22 protein-coding genes and 1 riboswitch are annotated in these 22,941 nt (G+C 69.7%); of the genes, 10 read left to right on the top strand and 12 right to left on the bottom strand.

Annotated features, from left to right (window positions below; genetic code table 11):
- The first annotated feature begins 374 nt into the window (after positions 1–374).
- The gene (locus BLQ75_RS04700; RefSeq protein WP_092598216.1) at positions 375–2,588 is read left to right on the top strand and encodes a terpene synthase family protein; all 2,214 of its coding nucleotides are present in this window, start codon (positions 375–377) and stop codon (positions 2,586–2,588) included.
- Between the two features lie 87 nt (positions 2,589–2,675).
- On the opposite strand, the gene BLQ75_RS04695 is transcribed toward BLQ75_RS04700, so the two are convergent.
- The 7 genes from BLQ75_RS04695 to BLQ75_RS04665 all read right to left on the bottom strand — a co-directional run bounded on the left by BLQ75_RS04695 (position 2,676) and on the right by BLQ75_RS04665 (position 10,727).
- Positions 2,676–3,503 carry a class I SAM-dependent methyltransferase gene (locus tag BLQ75_RS04695; RefSeq protein ID WP_092598213.1) on the bottom strand — a complete coding sequence of 276 codons (828 nt, stop codon included), beginning with the start codon at positions 3,501–3,503 and terminating at the stop codon, positions 2,676–2,678.
- A gap of 67 nt (positions 3,504–3,570) precedes the next feature.
- Positions 3,571–4,710: an ABC transporter ATP-binding protein gene (locus BLQ75_RS04690; RefSeq protein ID WP_092598210.1), complete on the bottom strand. Its 1,140-nt coding sequence runs from the start codon at positions 4,708–4,710 to the stop codon at positions 3,571–3,573.
- Positions 4,710–6,326, bottom strand: coding sequence for an ABC transporter permease (locus BLQ75_RS04685; protein ID WP_092598476.1), 1,617 nt, complete (start codon positions 6,324–6,326; stop codon positions 4,710–4,712). The genes BLQ75_RS04690 and BLQ75_RS04685 overlap by 1 nt, the downstream gene beginning before the upstream one ends.
- Entirely contained in the window at positions 6,323–7,378 is a 1,056-nt protein-coding gene (locus BLQ75_RS04680; protein WP_092598207.1) for a thiamine ABC transporter substrate-binding protein, read from the bottom strand. The genes BLQ75_RS04685 and BLQ75_RS04680 overlap by 4 nt, the downstream gene beginning before the upstream one ends.
- A gap of 34 nt (positions 7,379–7,412) precedes the next feature.
- Positions 7,413–7,522: riboswitch (TPP riboswitch) on the bottom strand.
- Between the two features lie 118 nt (positions 7,523–7,640).
- Positions 7,641–8,624 (bottom strand): FAD-dependent oxidoreductase, encoded by a 984-nt coding sequence (locus tag BLQ75_RS04675; RefSeq protein WP_211481153.1) that lies wholly within the window; start codon positions 8,622–8,624, stop codon positions 7,641–7,643.
- Positions 8,625–8,742: 118 nt separating this feature from the next.
- The gene (gene bioD / locus BLQ75_RS04670) at positions 8,743–9,447 is read right to left on the bottom strand and encodes a dethiobiotin synthase (RefSeq protein WP_092598205.1); all 705 of its coding nucleotides are present in this window, start codon (positions 9,445–9,447) and stop codon (positions 8,743–8,745) included.
- Positions 9,448–9,449: 2 nt separating this feature from the next.
- Positions 9,450–10,727 carry an adenosylmethionine--8-amino-7-oxononanoate transaminase gene (locus BLQ75_RS04665; RefSeq protein ID WP_092598470.1) on the bottom strand — a complete coding sequence of 426 codons (1,278 nt, stop codon included), beginning with the start codon at positions 10,725–10,727 and terminating at the stop codon, positions 9,450–9,452.
- Positions 10,728–10,890: 163 nt separating this feature from the next.
- Here BLQ75_RS04665 and BLQ75_RS04660 point away from each other — a divergent pair, with 163 nt between their 5' ends.
- Positions 10,891–12,075: an 8-amino-7-oxononanoate synthase gene (locus tag BLQ75_RS04660; RefSeq protein WP_092598467.1), complete on the top strand. Its 1,185-nt coding sequence runs from the start codon at positions 10,891–10,893 to the stop codon at positions 12,073–12,075.
- Between the two features lie 197 nt (positions 12,076–12,272).
- On the opposite strand, the gene BLQ75_RS04655 is transcribed toward BLQ75_RS04660, so the two are convergent.
- Positions 12,273–13,112 (bottom strand): SAM-dependent methyltransferase, encoded by an 840-nt coding sequence (locus tag BLQ75_RS04655; RefSeq protein ID WP_092598202.1) that lies wholly within the window; start codon positions 13,110–13,112, stop codon positions 12,273–12,275.
- A 222-nt stretch (positions 13,113–13,334) separates the two neighbouring features.
- On the opposite strand from BLQ75_RS04655, the gene BLQ75_RS04650 reads away from it, so the two are divergent.
- The 7 genes from BLQ75_RS04650 (at position 13,335) to BLQ75_RS04620 (ending at position 18,094) form a co-directional block, all read left to right on the top strand.
- Complete coding sequence (locus BLQ75_RS04650; RefSeq protein ID WP_092598199.1) at positions 13,335–14,228, top strand: helix-turn-helix domain-containing protein; 894 nt, start codon at positions 13,335–13,337, stop codon at positions 14,226–14,228.
- A 494-nt stretch (positions 14,229–14,722) separates the two neighbouring features.
- Complete coding sequence (locus BLQ75_RS04645) at positions 14,723–14,962, top strand: DUF397 domain-containing protein (RefSeq protein WP_092598196.1); 240 nt, start codon at positions 14,723–14,725, stop codon at positions 14,960–14,962.
- Complete coding sequence (locus BLQ75_RS04640) at positions 14,946–15,278, top strand: hypothetical protein (RefSeq protein ID WP_092598193.1); 333 nt, start codon at positions 14,946–14,948, stop codon at positions 15,276–15,278. The genes BLQ75_RS04645 and BLQ75_RS04640 overlap by 17 nt, the downstream gene beginning before the upstream one ends.
- 314 nt (positions 15,279–15,592) lie before the next feature.
- A complete protein-coding gene (locus BLQ75_RS04635) occupies positions 15,593–16,255 on the top strand; it encodes a pyridoxamine 5'-phosphate oxidase family protein (RefSeq protein WP_092598190.1) in 663 nt (220 codons plus the stop codon).
- A 189-nt stretch (positions 16,256–16,444) separates the two neighbouring features.
- Positions 16,445–16,750 carry a hypothetical protein gene (locus BLQ75_RS04630; protein ID WP_092598187.1) on the top strand — a complete coding sequence of 102 codons (306 nt, stop codon included), beginning with the start codon at positions 16,445–16,447 and terminating at the stop codon, positions 16,748–16,750.
- Between the two features lie 35 nt (positions 16,751–16,785).
- A complete protein-coding gene (locus BLQ75_RS04625) occupies positions 16,786–17,037 on the top strand; it encodes a hypothetical protein (RefSeq protein WP_092598184.1) in 252 nt (83 codons plus the stop codon).
- A gap of 73 nt (positions 17,038–17,110) precedes the next feature.
- Positions 17,111–18,094, top strand: a complete 984-nt coding sequence (locus tag BLQ75_RS04620; protein ID WP_092598181.1) for a thermonuclease family protein — start codon at positions 17,111–17,113, stop codon at positions 18,092–18,094.
- 94 nt (positions 18,095–18,188) lie between these two features.
- On the opposite strand, the gene BLQ75_RS04615 is transcribed toward BLQ75_RS04620, so the two are convergent.
- The gene (locus tag BLQ75_RS04615) at positions 18,189–18,416 is read right to left on the bottom strand and encodes a hypothetical protein (protein WP_139182905.1); all 228 of its coding nucleotides are present in this window, start codon (positions 18,414–18,416) and stop codon (positions 18,189–18,191) included.
- 294 nt (positions 18,417–18,710) lie between these two features.
- Between BLQ75_RS04615 and BLQ75_RS23750 the strand changes: the two genes are divergently transcribed.
- Complete coding sequence (locus BLQ75_RS23750) at positions 18,711–19,058, top strand: hypothetical protein (protein WP_211481152.1); 348 nt, start codon at positions 18,711–18,713, stop codon at positions 19,056–19,058.
- Between the two features lie 102 nt (positions 19,059–19,160).
- Here BLQ75_RS23750 and BLQ75_RS04605 read toward each other — a convergent pair whose 3' ends face one another.
- The 3 genes from BLQ75_RS04605 to BLQ75_RS04595 are packed head-to-tail and all read right to left on the bottom strand — an operon-like array spanning position 19,161 to position 22,731.
- A complete protein-coding gene (locus BLQ75_RS04605) occupies positions 19,161–21,242 on the bottom strand; it encodes a xanthine dehydrogenase family protein molybdopterin-binding subunit (RefSeq protein WP_092598175.1) in 2,082 nt (693 codons plus the stop codon).
- A complete protein-coding gene (locus BLQ75_RS04600) occupies positions 21,239–22,231 on the bottom strand; it encodes an FAD binding domain-containing protein (protein ID WP_092598172.1) in 993 nt (330 codons plus the stop codon). Before BLQ75_RS04600 ends, BLQ75_RS04605 begins: the two co-directional genes overlap by 4 nt.
- The gene (locus BLQ75_RS04595) at positions 22,228–22,731 is read right to left on the bottom strand and encodes a 2Fe-2S iron-sulfur cluster-binding protein (RefSeq protein ID WP_092598169.1); all 504 of its coding nucleotides are present in this window, start codon (positions 22,729–22,731) and stop codon (positions 22,228–22,230) included. The genes BLQ75_RS04600 and BLQ75_RS04595 overlap by 4 nt, the downstream gene beginning before the upstream one ends.
- Between the last annotated feature and the right edge of the window lie 210 nt (positions 22,732–22,941).

The raw sequence follows: 22,941 nt of genomic DNA, 5'->3' as shown, positions 1-22,941 counted from the left end.
TCGCTTGGCGGAATATCTCGCACGTCTCTCGCTACGGGGCCGGAGGCATCGGGTCAACGTCTCCGGCATCCTCACGAGAACCGCACGCGAGAACCCGCGGCGGCACCGATCACGAGGGTGGTAGGAGTTCGGCACCGCGTCGAAGTGGCCTGGGCGGTCTCGTGGAAACCGAGCCGGCAGAGCGGGATCGACGACGCCGTGAGTCGGCGACCGTGGCGGCACGGTCGCCGACGGACACCAGCTCGGTCGATCCGATCGGCGGCTGGATTTCACCCGATAGAACATGAGCATCGCTCGGATGGCCGTAGCAACGCACTACTCCGAATTGCCAACCTGCTCTTCGGCATCCCGGAGTCGACAGAGTAGGCGGACCGATGGTCGCTTTCACCTATCCGGAGTTCTACCTGCCCCATCCCGCTCGACTGAATCCCCATCTGGAGCGCTCCCGCAGACACAGCACCGAGTGGGCGGAGCGAATGGGCATGTTGGACGCTCCCAGTCCGGGAGGTGGTGTGATCTGGGACCGGGAAGCGTTGGAAAGGATGGACTACGCACTGATGTGCGCCTACACCCATCCCGACTGTGACGGGCCGATGCTGGACCTGATCACCGACTGGTACGTCTGGGTGTTCTTCTTCGACGACGACTTCCTCGAACAGTTCAAGTACTCCCGCGACCTGCGTGGCGCGCAGGAGTACCTGGACCGGCTGGACCTGTTCATGCCCGAGGGAGACCAACACGCCCCGGAGCCCGCCAACGCCGCGGAAGCGGGACTGCACGACCTCTGGCAGCGCACCGCCCCGTCGATGTCCCCCGACTGGCGGAGGCGGTTCACCCGCAGCACCCACAACCTGATGGTCGAGTCGATGTGGGAGCTGGACAACATCAACCGGGGCAGGATCGCCAATCCGATCGAGTACATGCAGATGCGGCGCAGAGTGGGGGGTGCGCCGTGGTCGGCCAACCTCGTGGAGTGCGCCGTCAACGCGGAACTGCCGGAGCACATCACCGAACTTCGCCCGATAGAGGTCCTCTCGGACACCTTCGCGGACGCGGTGCACCTGCGCAACGACCTGTTCTCCCACCAGCGAGAGGTGGCCGAGGAAGGCGAGAACTCCAACGCGGTGCTGGTGTTCGAGCGCTTCCTGGACTGCTCCACCCAACAGGCCGCCGAGCTGGTCAACGACCTGTTGACCTCCCGGTCGCAGCGGTTCGAGAACGCGGCGCTGCACGAGGTGCCCGTCCTGTTCGCCGACAACGCGCTCACCCTCGACGAACAGGCGAGGGTGGCCGCCTACGTCAAGGGGCTGCAGGACTGGCAATCCGGTGGTCACGAGTGGCACGCCAAGTCCAGCCGCTACAACAACGAACAGCTCGGCTCCCGGGAGAGCCCGGTGCTGGGAGGGCCGAACGGGCTGGGAACCTCCGCGAGCAGGGTGCACGTCTCGTCCCTGGCGACGGGCATGACGCACCGCACGCGACAGCACTCTCACCGGCCGTTCGAAAAGGTGGGGGAACTGCCCCTGCCCGAACTGGACATGCCGTACGCCTTCCGCACCAGTCCGCACATCGACACGGCCCGGGTCTACGCGGTCGGTTGGGCGCGCGATATGGGGATGTTCGACTCCGTGCCCGGTGTGGAGCTGGGAGGCGTGTGGGACGAACAGCGGTTCGTCAACCTGGACCTGCCACACTGCGCCTCGATGATCCACGCCGACGCGGACCTGGACCAGCTCAAGCTGTCCTCGGACTGGTTGGCCTGGGGAACCTACGGTGACGACTACTTCCCGGTCGTCTTCGGGACCACCCGCAACGTGGCGGCCGCCAAGCACCTGCACGAGCGACTGGCCACCTTCATGCCGCTGGACATGAGCGCGACGCCGGAACCGAGCAACCCGATCGAACGCGGACTGGCCGACCTGTGGTGGCGAACCGCGGAACCGATGTCGGAAGACGCACGGGGCCAGTTCCGGAAGTCCGTGCTGGAGATGACCTCCAGCTGGGTCTGGGAGCTGGACAACCAGGCCGGCAACCGGGTACCGGACCCGGTGGACTACATCGAGATGCGCCGCAGGACCTTCGGCTCGGACATGACCATGAGCCTCTCCCGGCTCTCGGCGAAGAACACGGTACCGCCGGAGGTCTACCGCACGCGCACACTGCGGGAGCTGGACACCGCCGCACAGGACTACGCGTGCTTCGTCAACGACCTGTTCTCCTACCGCAAGGAGGTCGAGTTCGAGGGCGAGCTGCACAACATGGTGCTGGTGGTGCGCAACTTCCTGGGCGTGCACCAGGAGCGGGCACGCGACGTCGTGGGAGAGCTGGCCAATTCGCGGATGGCCCAGTTCCAGCACATCGTCTCCAACGAGCTGCCCGGGCTGTACGAGCAGTTCGACCTCGACGAGCACGTGCGGCGACAGCTCGAACGCCACGTGGACGAGCTCAAGGACTGGATGTCGGGCATCCACGAGTGGCACCGCCGCTGTGTGCGCTACACCGAGGCCGAACTACGACGAGTGGCCAACCCCGGCGGCTTCAGCTTCGGACCGACCGGGCTGGGAACCGCCGCCGCGCGGATCGCTTGAGCGGCACGCTGCCCCGCCATCACACCGCCCCGCCGTCTCCCGGCGTCGGGGCGGCGATTCCGCCGCGCTCCGCCGGGTGGAGGCGAGCTACCGGCGCGGTTTGGCGGCGGTCAGCGAGTACATCAGCGGCAGGCGCGGCCTCCCCTCGGGGTAGTGGAAGTACGCCCCGTCGGTGGCCAGCGCCGCGTAGCGCCGGAACGGAATCGTGTCGTGCTCGTGCAGGAACTCGATCCGCAACCCCGCCCCCGCGATGGCGCTGACGACGTCACCGACGGTGTGGTGCCACTCGGTCGCGGTGTTGTGCGTGGTCTCCGCCTCCCAGTCGGCGTAGGAACCCGGCGCGTCGTAGGTGCGCGGCCGCCGGGTGAAGTAGTCGCGATCGACGGTGGCCCCGTGCTCGTCGTCCAGGACCTCGGTCAGCGGGTGGAACTCGACCAGGTACAGCCGCCCGCCGGGGCGGAGCAGAGCGGCCACGGTGCGCGCCCATTCGACGATGTCGGGCAGCCACATCAGCGCGCCGCCGCCGGTGTAGACGACGTCGAACCCGTCCGCGCCGAGTTCGTCGACCGCGTCGCGGACGTCGGCGGCGACGAAACGCGCGCGGTGGGAGAGCCCCACCTCGGCGGCGAGCTCGGTGGCGGTGCGTACGGCAGGGGCGGAGAAGTCCAGCCCGGCGACCCTGGCGCCGTGGCGCGCCCAGCCCAGCGTGTCCAGTCCGATGTGGCACTGCAGGTGGACCAGGTCGAGCCCGGTCACGTCGCCGAGTTCGTCGAGCTGGAACCGGTCGAGGACCTCCTCTCCCGCTCGGAACCCGTTCAGATCGTAGAACGGGCTCGCGGTGTGGATCGGTACCCGTTCGTCCCAGTGCCGTCGGTTGTCCTCGACCAGCTCGGCGGTGCGGTCGTCCTCGCGCATACCGGAACCGTACGAGCGAACCGGGCGTCCGGGCGAAGCGTTTTCCGAGAGCCTGTTCCTCCCGTGTTCAACCGACCGAATCCCGGCTTCGGGACTTCTCGGGGATCACGGCCACCCCGGTCGAGTCGAGCGTCAGCGTGACCTCCTCTCCGAGCTCGGCGAGGTCACCGTGGGCGGTGACCGCCTCCAGTTCCCCGAGACCGGGGTCCTCCGGGACATCGACCGTCAGCCGCACGTGATCGTGCCGGTGCAGCCGTTCCCGCACCACGGCGCGCGGCTCTCCCGTACCGGATCGCCCCGTTGACCGGACGGCGCGGAGCCCGGCGGCGCGCAGTCCGAACCGGACCGGCCCGGTCGGACAGTCCTCGGGACGGGGGATCGAACCCAGCGCGCACGAGATCGCCTCGTCGTCGGCGTACGCGGTCAGTACGGTGCCGCACCCCAGGAAGCGGGCCACCTCCTCGGTGGCGGGCCGGTGCCAGAGCCGCCACGGGGTGTCGAGCTGTTCGACGCGTCCCCCCATGAGCACCGCCACGCGGTCGGCGAGGGTGAACGCCTCGTCGTGGTCGTGCGTGACCAGCACACCGGTCATGGAAGCGCGGTCGAAGACGCGTGCCAGATCCACGGCCAGCCGCTCCCGCAGAATGCGGTCCAGCCCGGAGAGCGGTTCGTCCAGCAGCAGCAGCCGCGGTTCGGCCGCCAGCGCACGGGCGAGGGCGACTCGCTGGGCCTGCCCGCCGGACAGCTCGGCGACCCGTCGTCGCTGGTACCCCGCCAGTCCCACCGATTCGAGCAGCCGCGCCACGGTCTCGCGGCGCTCACGCCTGCCGACCGAGCGCATCCGCAACGCGAAGTCCACGTTCCCCGCCACGTCGCGGTGCCCGAAGAGCTGGCCGTCCTGGAAGACCATGCCGAAACCGCGCCGGTGCACCGGCACCCGCGACAGGTCGACGCCGTCGAAGCTGATCCCGCCCTGGGAGTGGCGCTCCAGTCCGGCCACGGTGCGCAGCAGGGTGGTCTTGCCGCACCCCGAGGGCCCCAGCACGGCCAGCACCTCGTTCCGGGGGACCACCAGGTCCACACCGGACAGCGCGGTCGTACTGCCGTAGCGCACCGTGAGTCCCTCCAGCCGCAGCCCCTCCTCCCGTTCCCGAGAGGTTGGCGGCGGGACCGGACCGGTCTCGGCGTCTCCCAGTGCGGCGCGCATCAGAACTCCCCGGAGAGGTCGGAACGCAGGGTTTCGATCACCAGCACGGCTCCCGCCGTGACCAGCATCAGCAGCACGCAGGCGGCGTAGGCCATCTGCGTGTTCAACTCGCCGGGGCGACCGATCAGCGCGCTGATCGCCACCGGCAGGGTCGGCGCCTCGGGGCGGGCCAGGAATCCGGTGGCGCCGAACTCGCCCAGGGCGACGACGAAGCCGAAGCCCGCGGCGGTCACCACCGCGCGTCCCGCCAACGGGAGGTCCACCTCGCGACGGATCCGCCAGGGCCCCGCCCCCAGGGTCGCGGCGGCGGAGCGAACGCGCTGGTCCACCGAGCGGAGGACCGGCAGTATCGTCCGGATGACGAGGGGTGTGATCACCAGGGCCTGCGCGAACGGCACCAGCAGCGGAGAGGTCCGCAGATCACCGGGCAGCACGTGCAGGGTGACCAGATAGCCGAATCCCACCGTGACGGCCGAGACGCCCAGCGGAAGCATCAGGGCCGCGTCCATGAGCTCGGTCGCCCAGCGGTTGCGCAGGCTCGTCAGCACCAGGCAGGCCAGGATCCCCAGCAGCAGCGCCATCCAGGTGGCGTCGGTCGCCGCGCGCAGCGAGTTCCAGGCGGCCTGCCAGCCCGACACGTCGAGCACTCCCCCGGTTCCCGAGAGCGCGCGGTATCCGGCCAGTGTCCAACCGGTGCGGGAGCTAACCGAGCGCACCAGCAGGGCGAGGATCGGAGCCGCCAGCGCGAGGAGCACGGCGCCCGCCGCCGCCACCGTCACCCACTCGACACCGCTGGGGCGTCGCGTGGCCCCCCTGGCGCGGCGCAGGGTGAGCGCGGATTCGCGTCGCCGCCGGGCGAAGGCGGCCACCGCCAGGGCGGCCAGCACGGCGGCGAACTGCAGCAGGGACAGCACCGCCGCACCGGGCAGATCGAGCAGTCGCACGGTGCGCAGGTATATCTCCGTCTCCAGCGTCCGGTAGCGCCCACCTCCCAGCACCAGCACCACCCCGAAGCTGGTGGAGCAGAACAGGAAGACCACCGCCGCTGCCGACCACAGGGCCGGGCGTAACGCGGGCAGCGTCACGGTGCGGAAAGCGCGGAACGGACCGGCACCGAGGCCGCGAGCGGCGTCGGTGGCCCTGGGATCCAGCTGCGCCCACAGCCCGCCGACGGTGCGGGCGACGACCGCGATGTTGAAGAACGCGTTGGCCAGCACGATCGCCCAGGCGCTGGGTTCGGACACCCCGAGCAACGCTCGGAAGGCCATCCCCACCACGAGGGTGGGAAGTACGAACGGGACGGTGATCAGCGCACGCAGCACGGCCTTGGCCGGCACGGGGACCCGTGCCAGCACGTAGGCCAGCGGCATCCCCGCCAGCAGCGCCACGACCGTGGAGGCCGCCGCCTGGCCGAGGGTGAAGGCGACGATCCGCCAGGTGTCCGGCCGGGTGAGTACCTCGTCGATCCCGGAGCGCAGCCCGAGGCGCAGGATCGCGACCACGGGCCACGCGAAGAAGACGCCGAGGAATCCCAGCACCAGGACAGCGCCCGCGGTCGTGGTCGCGCCGTGGCCGCGCGGGCGTGGCCCCGCGTGGGTTCCGCGCTCGCGCGTCATCCCGTCGCCAGGGAACGCCACTGGCGTATCCACTCGGCGCGGTTACGCTCCACCCGCTCCGGTTTCATCTGGTTGGGGGACTCCGGCAGCGGAGCCGCCCGCTGCCAGCTCTCCGGGAGCTCGACCCCCATCACCACGGGGTAGACGTACATCTGCTCGGGGATGCGGGACTGGAACTGCCAGGACAGCATGAAGTCCATCAGTTCCCGCGCCCCTTTCGGGGTGTCGGTTCCGTTGAGGACCCCGGCGTACTCCACCTGGCGGTAGCACGTGTCCAGCAGTGCCCTGGTGCGCGGTTGACCGTCGGGACCGATCTCCGCCGCGGGGGAGGAGGCGTAGGAGAGCACGATGGGTCGGGGGCCTTCCCCTGACGAGCCGGAGAAGTCCTGGTTGTAGGCCTCCTGCCAGCCGGAGGAGATCCGCGCGTCGTTGTCCAGCAGCTGCCGCCAGTAGTTCCGCCACCCCGGATCGCCGAAGGTGTCGACGGTGTTGAGCAGGAAGGCCAGCCCGGGAGAGGAGGTCGCCGGGTTGGGCACCGCGAACAGGCCGCGGTAACGGGGCTCGACCAGGTCGGCGAGCTTCTCGGGCGGCGGGACGTCGTGCCGCTCGAACCAGCGCAGATCGATGTTGAGGCACACGTCGCCCGCATCGATGGGAGTGGGGCGCTCGTTGGCGCCGAGGGCGTACTTGATCGGGATGTGGGCCGCCCCTTCGGGCCGGTAGCTCGCGAACACGTCCTCGTCGAGTGCGCGCGAGAGGTAGGTGGAGTCGACTCCGAAGGCGACATCGCCGATCGGGGCATCCCTGGTGAGCACCAGTTCGTTGGTGAGCTCCCCGGCGTCCCCCTTGCGCAGGATTCGGAGTTCGAATCCCGAGTCCCGCTCGAACCGCTGCCGGAGCTCGTCGCTCATGGCGAACGAATCGTGCGTGACCAGCGTCACGGTTCGGGTTTCCCGGTCCCGGCCGGTGCCCGTGAGCGAGCATCCCGCGATCAGCAGGGTGACGGCCACTGCCAGCGCGGCACGCGTTCGACGTGCGGTACTGCGTCTCAACGATCCTCCCGTGGTCACACCACGAGTGCGACACCGAGCTGATCGCACGCCTCCCCGCGCCGGCATTACCCGGTTCGGGTAGGACGGTCGAGGACCCCGTGTCCTCCTCTCAGCCCAGCGCACTGGACTCCCGTGGCGGGGCGGGAGTCTACTGCATCGCACGGTCGCGGTCGGCCCCGCGACCGGTATCCTCCTCGGTCGGTGCCGTTCTCCGGTGGGCAGCCCCGGTGGGAGCACGGTGGAGCCCGGTACCGCTCGTGCGTCACCCGGTAGGCGAGGCCCCCGGTTCGGCCAGCGCCAGCTCGGCCGCCTCCTGGGCGCACCCCCAGGACACCGCCACCCCGTCGCCCCCGTGACCGTAGTTGTGCACGATGCGGGCGCCTTCGTAGTGTTCAACGTGCAGCCGCACGGTCTCGCTCCTCGGCCGCAGACCGACGATCTCGTCTCGGACCGCGGCGTCGCGCAGCTCGGCCCGGATCTCGGCACAGCGACGCAGGATTCCCGCCGTGACCTCACGGTTCGGGACACGGTCCCAGGCGTGGGGGACGGCGACGCCTCCCAACACGAGCCGGTCACCGTGCGGCATGTAGCTGGCCCAGTACCCGGTGTCGGAGAGTTCCACGAAGTACTCCGCCACCCCGGGGTTCGTCACGACCACGTGCTGGCCGAGCACGGGCAGCACACCGGCGTCGCCGACCAGCTCCCGAGCGCCCACCCCGGTGCAGTTGACCACGACCGGGCTCTCCTCGGCGGCGTCCGCCAGGCTGGGGACCGGGCTGCGGACCAGCTCACCGCCGGCATCGTGGAACCGCCCGAGCAGGTACTCCAGGTAGCGGGGCATGTCGATCAGCGGCAGGGTGGCACGCACCCCGGCCGTGAACGCGGGCGGGAGTTCGTCCGGCCCGCACTCGCGAAGGTCGGTCCTCGACCGGGTCTCCTCCAGCCACGAGGTGGTCAGTGGTTCACGGCTCGCCACCGTTCCGGGGGTCAGGTGCACCCCCGTGCTCGGATCGTGTGCGAGTTCCAGGAAGACCTCGTGGGAACGCCACTCCCACCGGACGGCGCGCTCCCTGGGACGAAGCCGACTCAGTCCCCATATCGCCCCGGCCACCGCCGAGGTGGTGTCGGCGGGGTGCTCGGTCGTTCTGATCCGCACGCGGTGACCGCGCTCGGCGAGCACCACCGCGGTGGTCAGGCCCGAAACGCCCGCGCCGATGACCAGAATCCTCGGGGATCTCCCATCCACGTGACGAAGGTAACACCCAGGAGGTCACCGGCACACACTTCCGCGCGCCGACCACGCCCCCAACCGGGCCCGTTCCATGACGCGGAGATGCCCGCGAGACGCCCGACGCCCGGAGGCGTCACGACGGGGCGCCGAGGGCGGCCGCGTCCCACTCCCCGCCGAGCGAGGGAGCCAGCCCCGCCCGGGCGACGGTGCGGAACTCCTCGTCCCGCAGCCGACCGGCTCCCTCCGGCAGCGCCCCGAGCAGTGGGACGCCGGTCACCGAGGGGAGGTCGACCACGTTGCACCGCGCCGCGAGGTCGGGAGCGGTCGGCCAGCTCCCGACCACGAGACCGGGGCAGTCCAGCTTCCGATGCCGCAGTTCGCGCACGGTCAGCGCGGCGGTGTTCAGCGCGCCCAGCCCCGCCGGGCACACCACGAGCACCGGAGCGCCCAGGGGGACCGCCGCGTCCGGCAGGGTGCCGCCGGAATCGTCGTAGGGCACCAGCAGACCACCGGCTCCCTCCACCAGCACGAGATCGTGCGCCGCCGCCAGTTCCTCGGCGGCCGACACGATCCGCGCCGGGGTGACCGGTGGCACCGCCTCCCGCCTCGCCGCGACGGCGGGTGCCAGCGGGTCGCGGTGACGTGCCAGTTCGAGCGTGGTGATCCCGCCCCCGGTCATCCGTTCGACCTCGACGAGGTCGCCGTCCTCCCCCGAACCGGTCTGGGCCGGTTTGAGCACGGCCACCGAACCGCGCGCGGTGGCGGCCAGGGCGGCGGTGACCACCGTCTTGCCCACGTCGGTTCCGGTTCCGGTGACGAACAACGTGTCGCCGGACATCCTCATCCCACCTGGGCGGCCGCGCGGACGGCCTCGGTCACGCGGGCCAGGTCGTCCTGCCCGATCACGTACGGCGGCATGGTGTAGATCAGCTCCCGGAACGGGCGCAGCCACACGCCGTGCTCGATCGCGGCGCGGCTCGCGGCGGCGGTGTCCACCTCGTGGTCGAGTTCCACCACGCCGATCGCGCCGAGAACCCGAACATCGCGCACCCCCGGCGTTCGGCGGGCGGGTTCCAGCCCACGGCGAAGCCCCGCCTCGATCGCGTCGACATCGCGCCGCCAGTCCCCGTCGAGCAGCACCCGCAGCGAGGCGAGGGCGACCGCCGTGGCGAGCGGGTTTCCCATGAAGGTCGGGCCGTGGGCCAGCACGGGCACGTCCCCCCGGGATATGCCGGTGGCGACCCGCTCGGAGCACACCGTGGCCGCCAGGCTCAGGTAACCACCGGTGAGCGCCTTGCCCAGGCACATCACGTCCGGGGCCACACCGGAGTGGTCGGCGGCGAACAGCTCACCGGTACGTCCGAACCCGGTGGCGATCTCGTCGAAGACGAGCAGCACGTCGTAGCGGTCGGCCAGTTCACGCAACCGGCGCGGGTACTCGGGCGAGTGGAACCGCATTCCGCCCGCCCCCTGCACGATCGGCTCGACCACGATCGCGGCCAGCTCGTCGTGGTGCCGTCGCAGTACGTCGTCGAGGTGCTCGAGGTAGTCGGGCTCGGCCCCGGCGTCGAACCCCGCGGGCGGGGCCGCCGCGAACAGCTGCTCGGGCAGCCTGCCGCGCCACAGGTGGTGCATCCCGCCTTCCGGGTCGCACACCGACATCGGGTGCCAGGTGTCCCCGTGGTAACCGCCTCGCCAGGTGAGCAGCCGTCGCTTCCCGGGGCGGCCGCAAGCGCGCCAGTACTGCAGGCACATCTTGACGGCGACCTCGATCGAGACCGAGCCGGAGTCGGCCAGGAAGACGTGCCGCAGCGGTTCGGGGGTGATCTCCGCCAGGCTCGCTGCGAGCCGCACGGCGGGTTCGTGGGTGAGACCGCCGAACATCACGTGGCTCATCCGGTCGAGCTGCTCGCGAACGGCGTTGTCGAGCTCGGGGTGGCGGTAGCCGTGGATGGCCGCCCACCAGGAGGACATGCCGTCGATCAGCTCCCGTTCCTCATCGTCGTCGGAGCGCAGCCGCAGCCTTACTCCCTCGGCGGAGGCCACCGGCAGCGGTTCCGGGGAGGTGGGCATCCCGGAGTAGGGGTGCCAGACGTGATTTCTGTCCAAATTGGACATTTCTTCGGCGGTCAGCGGCGTGTCCGACAGAGCTTTGAGCACACGGGAATGCTGCCGCCGAGTGGAGCGGGTCTCCCATTGGCGGGAGGGACAAATCCGGGCACGCGAGGTTGTGCGCGGTGACCACTGTCCACCGCTCCGCCGTTCGCGCAGGCTCGGCGGCATGGCCCCTTCGACCTTCCCTACCGAGCCCCCCGACCCGCGAACGGTCTTCGACCGGCTGGACCGGGAGGCCGAACGCCGTGAGGCCGATGGGCTGACCAGGAGACCGCCGGTGAGGTCGGCGGAGGAGGACGTGTTGGACCTCGCCGGGAACGACTACCTGGGCCTGACGAACCACCGCGCCGTCACCGACGCCGCCGCGAGCGCGGCGCGGCGCTGGGGCGCCGGAGCGGGAGGTTCCCGGCTGGTCACCGGCACCACCGAGCTGCACACCGAACTGGAGGACGAACTCGCCGAGTTCTGCGGCACGGAGTCGGCGCTGGTGTTCTCCTCGGGCTACACGGCCAACCTGGCGGTAATCACCGCACTGTCGGGGAGGAATTCGCTGCTCGTTTCGGACAGCCACAACCACGCCTCGCTGATAGACGGCTGCAGGCTCTCGCGGGCAGAGGTGCGCGTCGTCGCCCACCTGGACACGAGAGCCGCCGAAGCGGAGCTGGTCCGGCGTCCGCACGAGGGGCTGCTGCTGACCGAGTCGGTGTTCTCGGTGGACGGCGACACGGCTCCGCTGCGGGAGGCGTTGCGAGTGTGCCGCGCGAACGGCGCCGCGCTGCTGATCGACGACGCGCACGGCCTGGGGGTGCTCGGCGAGGGCGGAGCGGGCGCGCTGGCGGCCTTCGACATGCGAACCGCCCCGGACGTGGTGGCCACGGTGACACTGTCCAAAGCACTCGGCGCGCAGGGCGGGGCGGTGCTGGGACCGCGCCGCGTGATCGAGCACCTGCGGCAGTCCGCCCGCACCTTCGTGTTCGACACCGGCCTGGCTCCGGCGGCGGCCGCGGGGGCGCTGGCGGCGCTGCGGGTGTTGTGGGGCGATCCCCGGCGCTGCTCACGGGTCCGCGAGGTGGCGGAAGGACTGTACCGGGAGCTGGTACGACGCGGAGTACCGGCGACACGCCCCGGGGCGGCGGTGCTGGGCATTCCAGTGGGGGAGGCGAACACCGCGGTGGATTGGGCGGCGGAGTGCCTGCGCCGCGGCGTGCGAGTGGGCTGCTTCCGTCCTCCCTCCGTTCCCGACGGTTCGGCGCGGCTGCGCCTGACGGCGCGGGCCGATCTGCCCCCGGGACGGATCACCGAGGTCGCTGCCGTGCTCGCCGCAAGCGCACCGGAAGAGGTCCTCGGCTGAGAGGCCGTACCGCCGAGCACCGAGCGCCCCGCGCTCCACCCCGGACGGCGTGCCACGCGAACCGGCCACCGAGTCCGTCGGTCTTGTCGGTTTCCTCCGCACTACCGGGAGAAGGCCCGACTCGGCGCCGGAGTCCGCCGGAGGTCGGGCCTTGCCGGGAGACCGGCGAGATCCCGCACCGAACGCCGGGGTTCCGGTCAGGGCTTGCGGCCCACGGCTCCGACGATGCAGTTGGACACTTCGGGCTGCTTCTTGAACCGGGGGCCGTCCGGCCACCAGTCGCAGCACAGCACCAGTCCCGGGTCCACGAGCTCCAACCCCGGGAACATGCCGCGGATCTGCTCCTGCGTGCGGAACTTCCCGCTGCCCATCGGGCTGTGGGTGAAGCGGTCGTCCATCCGCTGGGCCAACTCGCTGTAGTAGCCACCGTCCTCGGGGTCGTAGAAATGGCTCAGCACGACGAACGAACCGGACGGCAGGGCATCGACGTACTCCCGCATGATCTCGCCGGGGTCGCGGTCACCGATGTAGTGGTGCAGCGTTCCCACCTGCAGCAGCGCGAGCGGTTCGGAGAAGTCGAGGTGCGCGTTGACCACCGGGTCTTCCAGGACGCTCCGGGGGTCGAAGATGTCGGCGGGGCTGAAGTGGGTCTGCTCGTTCTCCTCCAGCAGCGCGCGGCCGTGCGCCAGCACCACCGGGTCGTTGTCGACGTAGACGACCCTCGCCTCGGGGTTGAGTCGTTGCGCCACCTGGTGGGTGTTCTCGGCGGTCGGTAACCCGGAGCCGCAGTCGAGGAACTGCCTGACGTTGGTCTGGCTCGCCAGGAAGCGGATGGTCCGGATCAGGAATTCGCGGTTGTCCCAGGCGAGATCGGCCGCCTCGGGGGCAGCCTGCTTGACTCCCTCGAAGACCCGCCGGTCGACCTCGTAGTTGTCCTTGCCACCGAGGAAAGCGTCGTAGACCCTGGCGATACTCGCCTTGTTCGTGTCGATGTGGATCGGAGTGGCGCTCTCCGGCGGGGAGCCTGCTTCGGTCATCTCAACCTCGTGTCAGGGGTCGGGTACAGGGTCGGACGGTGCACTCGGCGTAGGAGCGCCAACGCACGCGGTAAATGCAAGCACAGGGAGGTAATCTCACGAAACCGTGCGGCAGAACTTCGGTTGGAGCGAATGCGGGATCGAATGCCCCCGAACGAGTTCACCGGCGACTGCCGCGAGCAAGCGTGAATCCGGTGTGTACACCGACGAACAGGAGTGGCGATGACCACCGTCGATTCCGGCGACCCGGATGACGAACGCCTCGAGGAACGTCCGAAACCGACCGCCAGGCGAATCGTGCTGGGTGCACAGCTGCGCAGGCTGCGGGAGGCCGCCGACATCACGCGCGCGCAGGCGGCCGACGAGATTCGTGGTTCCGAGTCCAAGATCAGTCGGATCGAGCTCGCCAAGGTCAGCCTGAAGGAACGCGACGTCCGCGATCTGCTCAAGTGCTACGGCGTCACCGACGAACAGCAGCAGCGACCGTTCCTGAAAATGGTTCGCGAGTCCAAACAGCCCGGCTGGTGGAACCGCTACAGCGATCTGATGCCCGACTGGTTCCAGGACTACGTGGGGCTGGAGGAGTCGGCCTCACGTATCCAGAGTTACGAGCTGCAGTTCGTTCCGGGACTGCTGCAGATCGAGCCCTACGCCAAGGCGATCGCCAGTCACGGCAGACCCGAGATGGCGGACGAGCACGTCCGGCGCAGGGTGGCGCTGCGCATGCAGCGGCAGAAACTGCTCAGCGGCCCCAACGCTCCCCGGTTGTGGGTCGTGATCGACGAGTCCGTGTTACACCGGCCCATAGGTGGGCTCGATGTGATGCGGCAGCAGCTGGACCATCTGCTGGAAATGACCAAGCGTCCGACCATCACCCTCCAGGTGGTGCCCTACCGGCTCAGCGGCTACGCCGCCGAGGGGTCGTTCAGCATGTTGCGGTTCGCCGAACCGGAACTTCCGAACCTGGTCTACGTCGAACACCTCGCGGGAGCGCTGCACCTGGACAAACCGGAGGAGATCGAGCAGTACAGCAGGGTTTTCGACCATCTCACGGTGGACGCGGAAACTCCGGAGACCTCCAGGAAACTGCTGCACAAGGTGCGAGCGGAAATCTGACGGGACTGTCGCCCGCACCGGTGGAGGCGCCGGAGGGCTTTCCGTTCCCGGAACGGACACCGGTCGGGCGCCCGGGCCCGGCACCGCGAGCGTCGGTCCGGGGAAGCGGTTCGTGTGGTGAGGCGGCGGATCCGGCTTCGCGGCGGCTCGGTGGAAACACCGGGCCGCCGATCACACAATGTTACTCGATTGGCCCGTTCGGGGCTCCGATTCCGGCGATCGCCTCCGGTTCGACCGAGTCGGTCGGCTCGCGCGATCGCCCAGCAAAACCGCACGGTGCGACAGACAGAAGGACGATCCGGTTTGCCGGACTGTCGTGACGACACAGTTCCGCCACAGCGTACCGTGACGACTCCCCGCCCGGTACCCCTGAACAGTCTCGCACGATCGTGTGTATTCGTGCAGCTGCACGTGCAACTGCATTGCCTTCCCGGGGTTCGGTTGGCACGATCTTGTGCACGTGCAGATGCACACCGCACAGAAAAGGTGACCTTATGAACGACATGCCCCGCACCAGCACCTCAGCGGCCGAGCTGCCCGGGGTGCGGTGGCGCAAGAGCAGGCACAGCGGTGCCATCGGGAACTGCGTGGAAGTCGCCGCGCTCGACGGTGATCAGGTCGCCATGCGCAATTCCCGCGACCCCCAGGGCACCGCGCTCGTGTACACCCGCGCCGAGATAGCCGCGTTCGTGGCCGGAGCGAAGGACGGGGAATTCGATGACTTCATCAACTGACACCGAGTGCGATTCGGACACGCGGCTGCGTGAGCTGATGGCACGAGGGTTCCAGTTCATGCAGTCCACCGATTCCCGCGGGGAGCTGCTCGCGCTGGTCGGTGTGCGCGGACACGACAACGTCATCGACGTGGTGCGCCTCGAGTCCGAGGACCACGTGACGGCGACCAGGATGCCGAGCTGGGAGGAGAACGTCTTCGCGCCGAACACCACCTGGTGGCATTCCAGCGGTCCGGTGTGCGAGGTGCTGGACGAGCTCCTCGAACTCCCCGACGACCACACCCCCGGTTCCCTGCTCCTGCTGGCGGGAATCTAGTGCTCCGGCCACTCCGTCCTCTCCGGACGGAACGCCGGGTCGCGTGAGTGACCGACCGGTGCTTCCCGCGCCGAGAAGCCCCCTGCTCACCACGTCGGAAGAACACTCGGTGGAAGAAGCCGGGAAGGAATCCCGGACACGCTTCATCGAAAAACCCCGGTAGCACTACCTCCCTTATCGACGGAAACTCTTCCGAAACCGCGCCGCCGGTCTCCGGCCCGGAAGTTCCGTCCCATCATGACCGGGATCACTGCCCGCCCCGCGGTACACGACTACCGTTGCCGGGGCGGGCGGATCTCGTCGGAAGGAGCGGAATGAACGGTTCACGGGAGGACTCCGAGGAGAACGCCCCCGACACGGCCTACGTCGAGGTCACCGACGAGGCGGAACTGCGGGAACTCGTCGGCGAGCCGCAGCGCCGCACCCTGGACAAGGAGCGCGACCGGCTGCACGAGCTGGACAAGCGATGGCTGGCCCACTCACCGTTCTGCCTGGTCGCCACCTCGGACGAACAGGGTCGCTGCGACGTCTCCCCCAAAGGGGACCCGCCGGGATTCACCCTGGTGCTGGACGACTCCACGATCGCGCTGCCGGAACGACCCGGCAACCGTCGCGCGGACGGATTCCACAACGTGCTGCGCAATCCGCACGTGGGACTGCTCTACATGCTGCCCGGGCGAGGCGACACGCTGCGGATCAACGGACGCGCGCGGATCGTGCGACAGGCGCCGTTCTTCGAACGCATGGAGGTCAAGGGGCACCGTCCGACGCTGGCGCTGGTCGTGGAAACGGAGCAGGTCTTCCACCACTGCGCCAAGGCGTTCATGCGTTCCGACCTCTGGAACCCGGAGAGCTGGAACCCTCGGGCGGTGGACTCGCGCCCCAACATCGCCAAGACGCTGGAGAGCCCGGACAAGAGCCTGGCCGAGCTGGAGCACTACTACGGCGCGGAGTACGCGAGAAAGCTGTACGGCTGACGGGCCTTCCGCCTTCGCTCTCCTCTACTGCCGCACATCCCGGTGCGGCCTCCAGCGCTCCGACAGCTGGTAGCACGCGCACCCAGCCGTCGGTGCCGACCGTTGTGATCGGACGCACCACTGTCGAAGTTGACCACCGCTTTCGAGAGGTGATGTCCTCCTCGAAGGGGTTACGCATCGGAGTCGCTCATGGGACGAGACAACAAGGTGTTCCAGTCGCTTTCCCGGCGGGAGCACTTCTGGCGGATAGTGGGCGCCATGCCGGGACCGGCGGGGGTCCTCGCCATGAACCTGTTGAATTTCCCGATCTGGTTGGAACTGTCGACAGCGTCGGTCGTGCTGGCCGGATCGGTATTCTTGCTGCGGCGCTTCACGACCATGGAATCGGCCGCCACTGGGCCGATGAGGCCCGAGAAGTGGCGGTTCGGGTTCCCCGACCGCTCGACGCTGCGGCCGGGCAAGTACCGCTCCGGCCGGACCGGGGACGGGATCTGACGGGGCTCCCATCTCCCGACCGAACCGGAGATCACGTGTCCGAACCGAAGCACACCAAGCTCCAGCTGGCGCTGTACGCGCTCTCGGTACTGATGCTGCTGGTGTTCTGCTACGTCACCTGGCGGGTCAAGTCGCCCTGGCCACGGCTCGGTTGCATGTTGCTCGTGTTCGGCTGCCAGCTGTCGGCGAAACTGCTGCGCCACCGCCAGCTCAAGCGGTTCGAGCGGAGTGCGGAGGCCGAGCGGGACGCCGCCGGGAACCGCGCCGGCTCGATAACGGCTCGATAAGAGAGCTGTTCACACCACGCGAAGATCGGTTACGTTCCGGACACAAGAGATCGACCGTGCGTGGGAATCGGATATGACTGTTCTGGGGACACTGCTGGTTCTGCTCGGACTGGGCGTGATCACGTGGTCGGTCGTGTTCGCCCTGCGCCGGTACGAGCGGTGGAGCACGACCACCACCAGGAGGTTCTGGCTCGGACTGAGCGGTGGTGTCCTCGCGCTGCTGGTGGGTTTCGTCACGACAGTCGCGGGCACCGCGCCCACGCGGGAGAACACCGCCGACAGCGGAAGTGGCACGACGGCCACCTCCACCCCGGCGGCCGCGTCGAACACCACCGCCACCCCCACCGGCCCCACACCTCCCCCGGTGGCTCCGGACGGCGTGACCCGGGCCGAGGTGGCCGGGATCGTCGACGGCGACACCGTGAAGCTCACCGGTCGCGCCGGGGCTGGCCCGCTGCCGGAGGCGGAGCGGGTCGAGGTGCGGCTGCTGGAGGTCGACGCTCCGGAGGTGGGCCCGAGGGAGCAGTGCTACGGCGACGAGGCCGAGGCCCGGCTGCGTGAGCTGCTTCCGGTGGGCGGCACCGTCTGGGTCCAGCGCGACGAGCGGCCGCGCGACCGCTACGACCGCCACCTGCTCTACCTGTGGAACGCCGACGGGATCTTCGTGAACCTGGAACTGGTGCGGGGTGGTTTCGCCAAGGCGGTGCTGCACCAGCCGAACGACGAGCACTGGAACACGATCAGCGGCGCACAGCCGGGCGCGCGCGAGGCCGGAACCGGCCTGTGGGGCGCCTGCGAGCGGTTCGGCGCGCCCGTGACCACACCGAGCCCGTCCCCCGAACCGGAGCCACAGCCACAGCCGGAACCGGAGCCGAACCCCGACCCGAATCCACGGCCGCGCCCCGACAACGAGGAGAACGATTCCGGAGGTTACCGGTTCCCGCCGCCACCACCGGACCTGGACTGCTCGGAGATCTCGGCCCAGGACTTCCGGGTGCGACCGGATGATCCGCACCGGTTCGACCGCGACGGCGACGGGATCGGCTGCGAGGGCTGATGGTGCCGACGTAGCGGGTGTCGAGGTCCGTCCCCGCTGACGACCCGGTCACGGGCTGTTCCGACACCCCGATCCGGCGAGCGCCCCGCTCGGCTCACCCCTCCCGCTGCCGCGCACGGAAGAGGACCACCCCGTACAACACCGCCATGGGACCCCCCACCAGGACGCTGAGGAGATTGGTCAGCAGCATCCAGTAGTCGAAGCTCGGCACCTCTCGCAGCACCAACAGCAGCACCACGAAATTGATCAGTGTGACGAAGCTCCACACGACGACGACCACCAACGCGCTCCAGCGGGAGACGCGCGACCGCTCCCGGACCACGACTCCACCTCCGGTGCGACCGACCGCCGCCGACCGTCCTCCGGGCTGACACGGCGGAACCACGAACACTCGACAAGATCTTCCGGAGCTCACCCTACGGAACGATCTCTCGGCCATGAACTCCCCTCGCTCCCGAACCGGAAGTGACCGATCGCACATCACCGGGTGAAACTCCACCGACATCACGGGAGTTAACGCGAGGTGAAAGCACGACGGCACCCCTGCGGTCGGCGGGCACGCGGGAACCGCCGATAATCGCCGCTGACCCCGACCCGCTGGAAAGCGAGCACACCGTTGGCGCGTGAACCGAGCAGAGCCGAGCGCAATCCGACGTTCTTCGGCAGCATCGACCCCTTCTGTTGGATAGCGGTCATACCGCTGCTGGCGGCGGCGGTTTTCACCGGTGTGGCGATCATGCCGGTGTTGGGGTTGATCCTGGCCGTGCTGGGGCTCGTCGTGCTGGGGCTGGACGGTTGGATCAACTGGCGCTGGCACACCACCTGGGAGCGGCGGGAAACCGCGCGCGGTTCGTCACGCTCCGGCAGGCCGACGTCAGGCGGCAGGAGCACCTCAACCGGCAGAAACCCCTCCAGCGGCAGGACCACTTCCGGCGGCGGGCGCCCCACCGCGGGCCGCCGGTGAGCTCCACGACCCGCTTCGGCCGCCCACTCGGCCGGGCATCGCCCGGCACCGGCCCCCGCCGAAACCGGTGCCGCGCCGCGGGTGGGGAACAGCGGGTGGGGATCAGCGCAGGAACTTCTCGGGGGTCAGCGGCAGGTCCCGTACCCGGACACCGGTCGCGTGGTGAGCGGCGTTGCCGATGGCGGCCGCCGTGCCGACGATGCCGATCTCACCGATCCCCTTGACCCCCACCGGATTGACGTGCGGATCGTGCTCGTCGATCCAGTCCACCTCGACCGAACCCACGTCCGCGTTGCCCGCGATGTGGTAACCGGCGAGGTCGTGGTTGACGACGTGGCCGAACCGCTCGTCGACGACGCTGTGCTCGTGCAGCGCCATCGAGATCCCCATCGTCATCCCGCCGAGGAACTGCGAGCGCGCGGTGCGCGGATTGACGATCCGGCCCGCCGCGAACACCCCCAGCATCCGGGGAACCCGCACCTCGCCGGTGTCGGCGTTCACCCGCACCTCGGCGAACTGCGCGCCGTAGGAGTGCATCGCGTACTCGCCCGCGTCCGGGTTCTTCCCGGCGCCCGCCGTGGTCTCGGCCCCCGACACCGGATCATGGCCGTGCTCGGTACGGAACGCGCGCACCGCCTCCACGACCGTCGACCCCCACGAAGCGGTACCCGCCGAGCCGCCGGCCAGGCTGGCATGCGGCTGCTCTGTACTGCCCAGCCACAGCTCCACGGCCTCGACCGGCACCTCCAGCGCCTCGGCCGCGAGCTGGGTCAGCGCCGTGCGGGATCCCGTACCGATGTCGACCGCGCCGATCTCCACTCGGTACTTCCCGCCGGACTCGTGGCGGATCGTGGCCAGTGATCCCGGGAAGAACAGGCTCGGGAAGCTGGAGGCCGCCACCCCGGTTCCCACGAGCCAGTCGCCCTCCCGCCGGACGCCGGGACGGGGATCGCGCTCGTGCCACCCGAAACGCTCCGCCCCTTCCCGCAGGCAGGCGGGAAGGTTGCGGCTGGAGAACGGCAGCCCGGAAACCGGAGCGACCTCCGGTTCGTTGCGCAGCCGGAGCTCGACCGGGTCGATCCCGGCACTGACCGCCAGCTCGTCCATCGCGCTCTCCAGCGCGTACATCCCGCCCGCCTCACCGGGCGCGCGCATCCAGGTGGGAGCGGGCACGTCCAGCGCGGCGAGCCGGTTGGTGACGCGCCTGTTGGGCGAGGTGTACATCTCGCGGGAGGCGCTGGCGCTCTGCTCCGCGTACTGCTTGAACCGCGAGGTCTGCTCCAGCGAGTCGTGCTCGGTGGCGACCAGCCTCCCCTCCCGGTCGGCGCCCAGCCGCACCCGCTGCCGGGTGGGTGGCCGGTAGCCCACCAGCTCGAACATCTGGGTGCGCGAAAGCGCGTACTTGACCGGCCTGCCCGCCGTGTGGCGCGCGGCCAGGGCGGTCAGTGCCACGTGGCCGTGCGGCATTCCCTTGGAACCGAAGGCACCTCCGACATGCGGCGAGATCACGCTCACCCGCTCCTTGTCGACGCCGAACAGCGGAGCGATCAGGTCCCGCACCAGGTGCGAACCCTGGTTCGAGTCGTGGAGGGTGAGCCCGTCGTCGTCCCACGCCGCGATGACGGCGTGCGGTTCCAGCGGATTGTGGTGCTCGGTCGGAGTGGTGTAGGTGGCGTCCACCGTGAAGGCCGCATCCGCCAGCGCGGCGTCCACGTCCCCCTCCTCCAGGTCGGGCGAGAGCATCGGGCTCGCGTCGGCATCCGGGGTGTAGACGATGTCCGCGTCGTCGCGGAAGTCGCTGTCGTGGGCCATCCGCTCGTAGCGGATCTCGACCAGGTCGGCGGCGTGGGCGGCCGACTCCTGCGTCTCCGCTACCACCGCTCCGATGAGCTGGCCGCGGAAAGCGATCTCGTCGGACTGCAGCACGGCCAGTTCGGGATCGCCGATGGGGACCAGGGCCTCCGCGTTGTGGTGGGTCAGCACGAGACGTACCCCGTCTACCCGCTCGGCGGCGGTGGTGTCGACGCTCGTGACGCGTCCCCGGGCGATCGTCGCCCGCAGCGGGTGCAGGTAGAGCGGGTCCGCCACGGGATGTTCGAAGGCGTACCGTGCGGTGCCGGTCACCTTGGCGTGGCCCTCGATCCGTTCCGGGCCGGGCGAGGTGGCCCGCGTCGCTCCGGTCATGATCCCTCCTGTCGGGTGAGCTCGCGCAGCACCGATGCCAGGGTGTTGCGGGTCATGGGGACTTTGAACTCGTTGTCGCGCAGGGTTCGCGCCGCGGCGAGCTCGGCGTCGGCCGCCGCCCGGAACGTCTCCTCGGTGGCCGGGGCACCGCGCAGCACCCGTTCCGCCTCGGTGGCGCGCCAGGGCTTGTGCGCGAGCCCGCCGAGGGCGATCCGAACGTCGGTGATCGTGCCCTCGACGAGCTCGACCGCCGCCGCCACCGACACGAGAGCGAAGGCGAAGGAGGCCCTGTCCCGCACCTTGCGGTAGCGCGAGCGGGAGGCGAAGGGCAGTGACGGCAGCTCCACGGCGGTGACGAGTTCGCCGTGCCGCAGCACGGTGTCACGTTCCGGCTCGTCGCCCGGCAGCCGGTGCAGCTCGGTCACCGGAACGGTGCGCTGCCCGTCCGGCCCCTCGACGAGCACGTCGGCGTCGAGAGCGGCCAACGCGACCGCCATGTCCGAGGGGTGCGTGGCCACGCAGCGCTCGGAGGCGCCGAGCACCGCGTGGTGGCGGTTCCACCCCTCCAGGGCCGAGCACCCCGAACCGGGTTCGCGCTTGTTGCACGGGGTGGTGACGTCCTGGAAGTAGGAGCAGCGGGTGCGCTGCAGCAGGTTCCCTCCGGTGGTGGCGAGGTTGCGCAACTGCCCGGAGGCGCCGGAAAGCAGCGCCTGCGCGAGCACGGGGTAGCGCTGCCGGATCACCGGTTCCGCCGCCAGGTCGCTGTTGCGCACCGTGGCGCCGATGCGGACCCGGCCGTCTGGCAGCGACTCCACCGAGTCGTAGGGCAGTCGGGTGATGTCGACCAGTTTCCCGGGTTCGGCGATCCCCAGCTTCATGTGGTCCACGAGGTTGGTTCCGCCACCGATGTAGCGTGCTTCGGGATCGCCGCTGACGAGCGATATCGCGCTGTCGGCGTCGGTGGCGCGCTGGTAGTCGAACGGTTTCACTCGGCGGCCTCTCGGATGGCTGTGACGATGTTGGCGTAGGCACCGCAGCGGCAGAGGTTGCCGCTCATGCGTTCACGGATCTCGTCCTCGTCGAGCTCGACCGACTCGTCGAGATCCTCGGTGACGTAGCTGGGCCAGCCCGACTTGACCTCGTCCAGCATGCCCACCGCCGAGCAGACCTGCCCCGGTGTGCAGTAGCCGCACTGGAAACCGTCGTTTTCCAGCAGCGCCCGCTGCACCGGGTGGGGTTCGTCCCCCTCGGCCAGCCCTTCGGCGGTGACGACCTCACTCTCGTCGTTGGCGACGGCGAAAGTCAGGCAACTGGTGGCACGCCTGCCGTCCAGCAGCACTGTGCAGGCACCGCACTGCCCGTGGTCGCATCCCTTCTTCGGCGAGGTCACCCCCAATCGCTCGCGTAGTGCGTCCAACAGCGTCGTCCGGGTGTCCACGGACAGCGTTTCCCGCCGTCCGTCCACCCACAGGGTTATCTCCGAGTCCATGCGGAAAAGCGCCTCTTCGTCGGGTAGGGCGGTGATCTCGAATGACACCCGTGTCAGTTCGGGGTTCCGTGATCATCGTACGCGCGAACCCGGCCGCCGGGGCGAGCTCACGTCGAACTCGCCCCGTTCGGAACAGGACGTCCCCCTGTTCGGCGTCGCGAGATTCCGGCGCCTGCGGTAACCCGTCAGGGCCGTGCGTCGCGGCACGGC

This window comes from Actinopolyspora xinjiangensis (assembly GCF_900104475.1).
Lineage (GTDB): Bacteria > Actinomycetota > Actinomycetes > Mycobacteriales > Pseudonocardiaceae > Actinopolyspora > Actinopolyspora xinjiangensis.
Note: the sequence above shows the minus strand (reverse complement) of the source record. Positions and strands in the feature narration are given on the sequence as shown.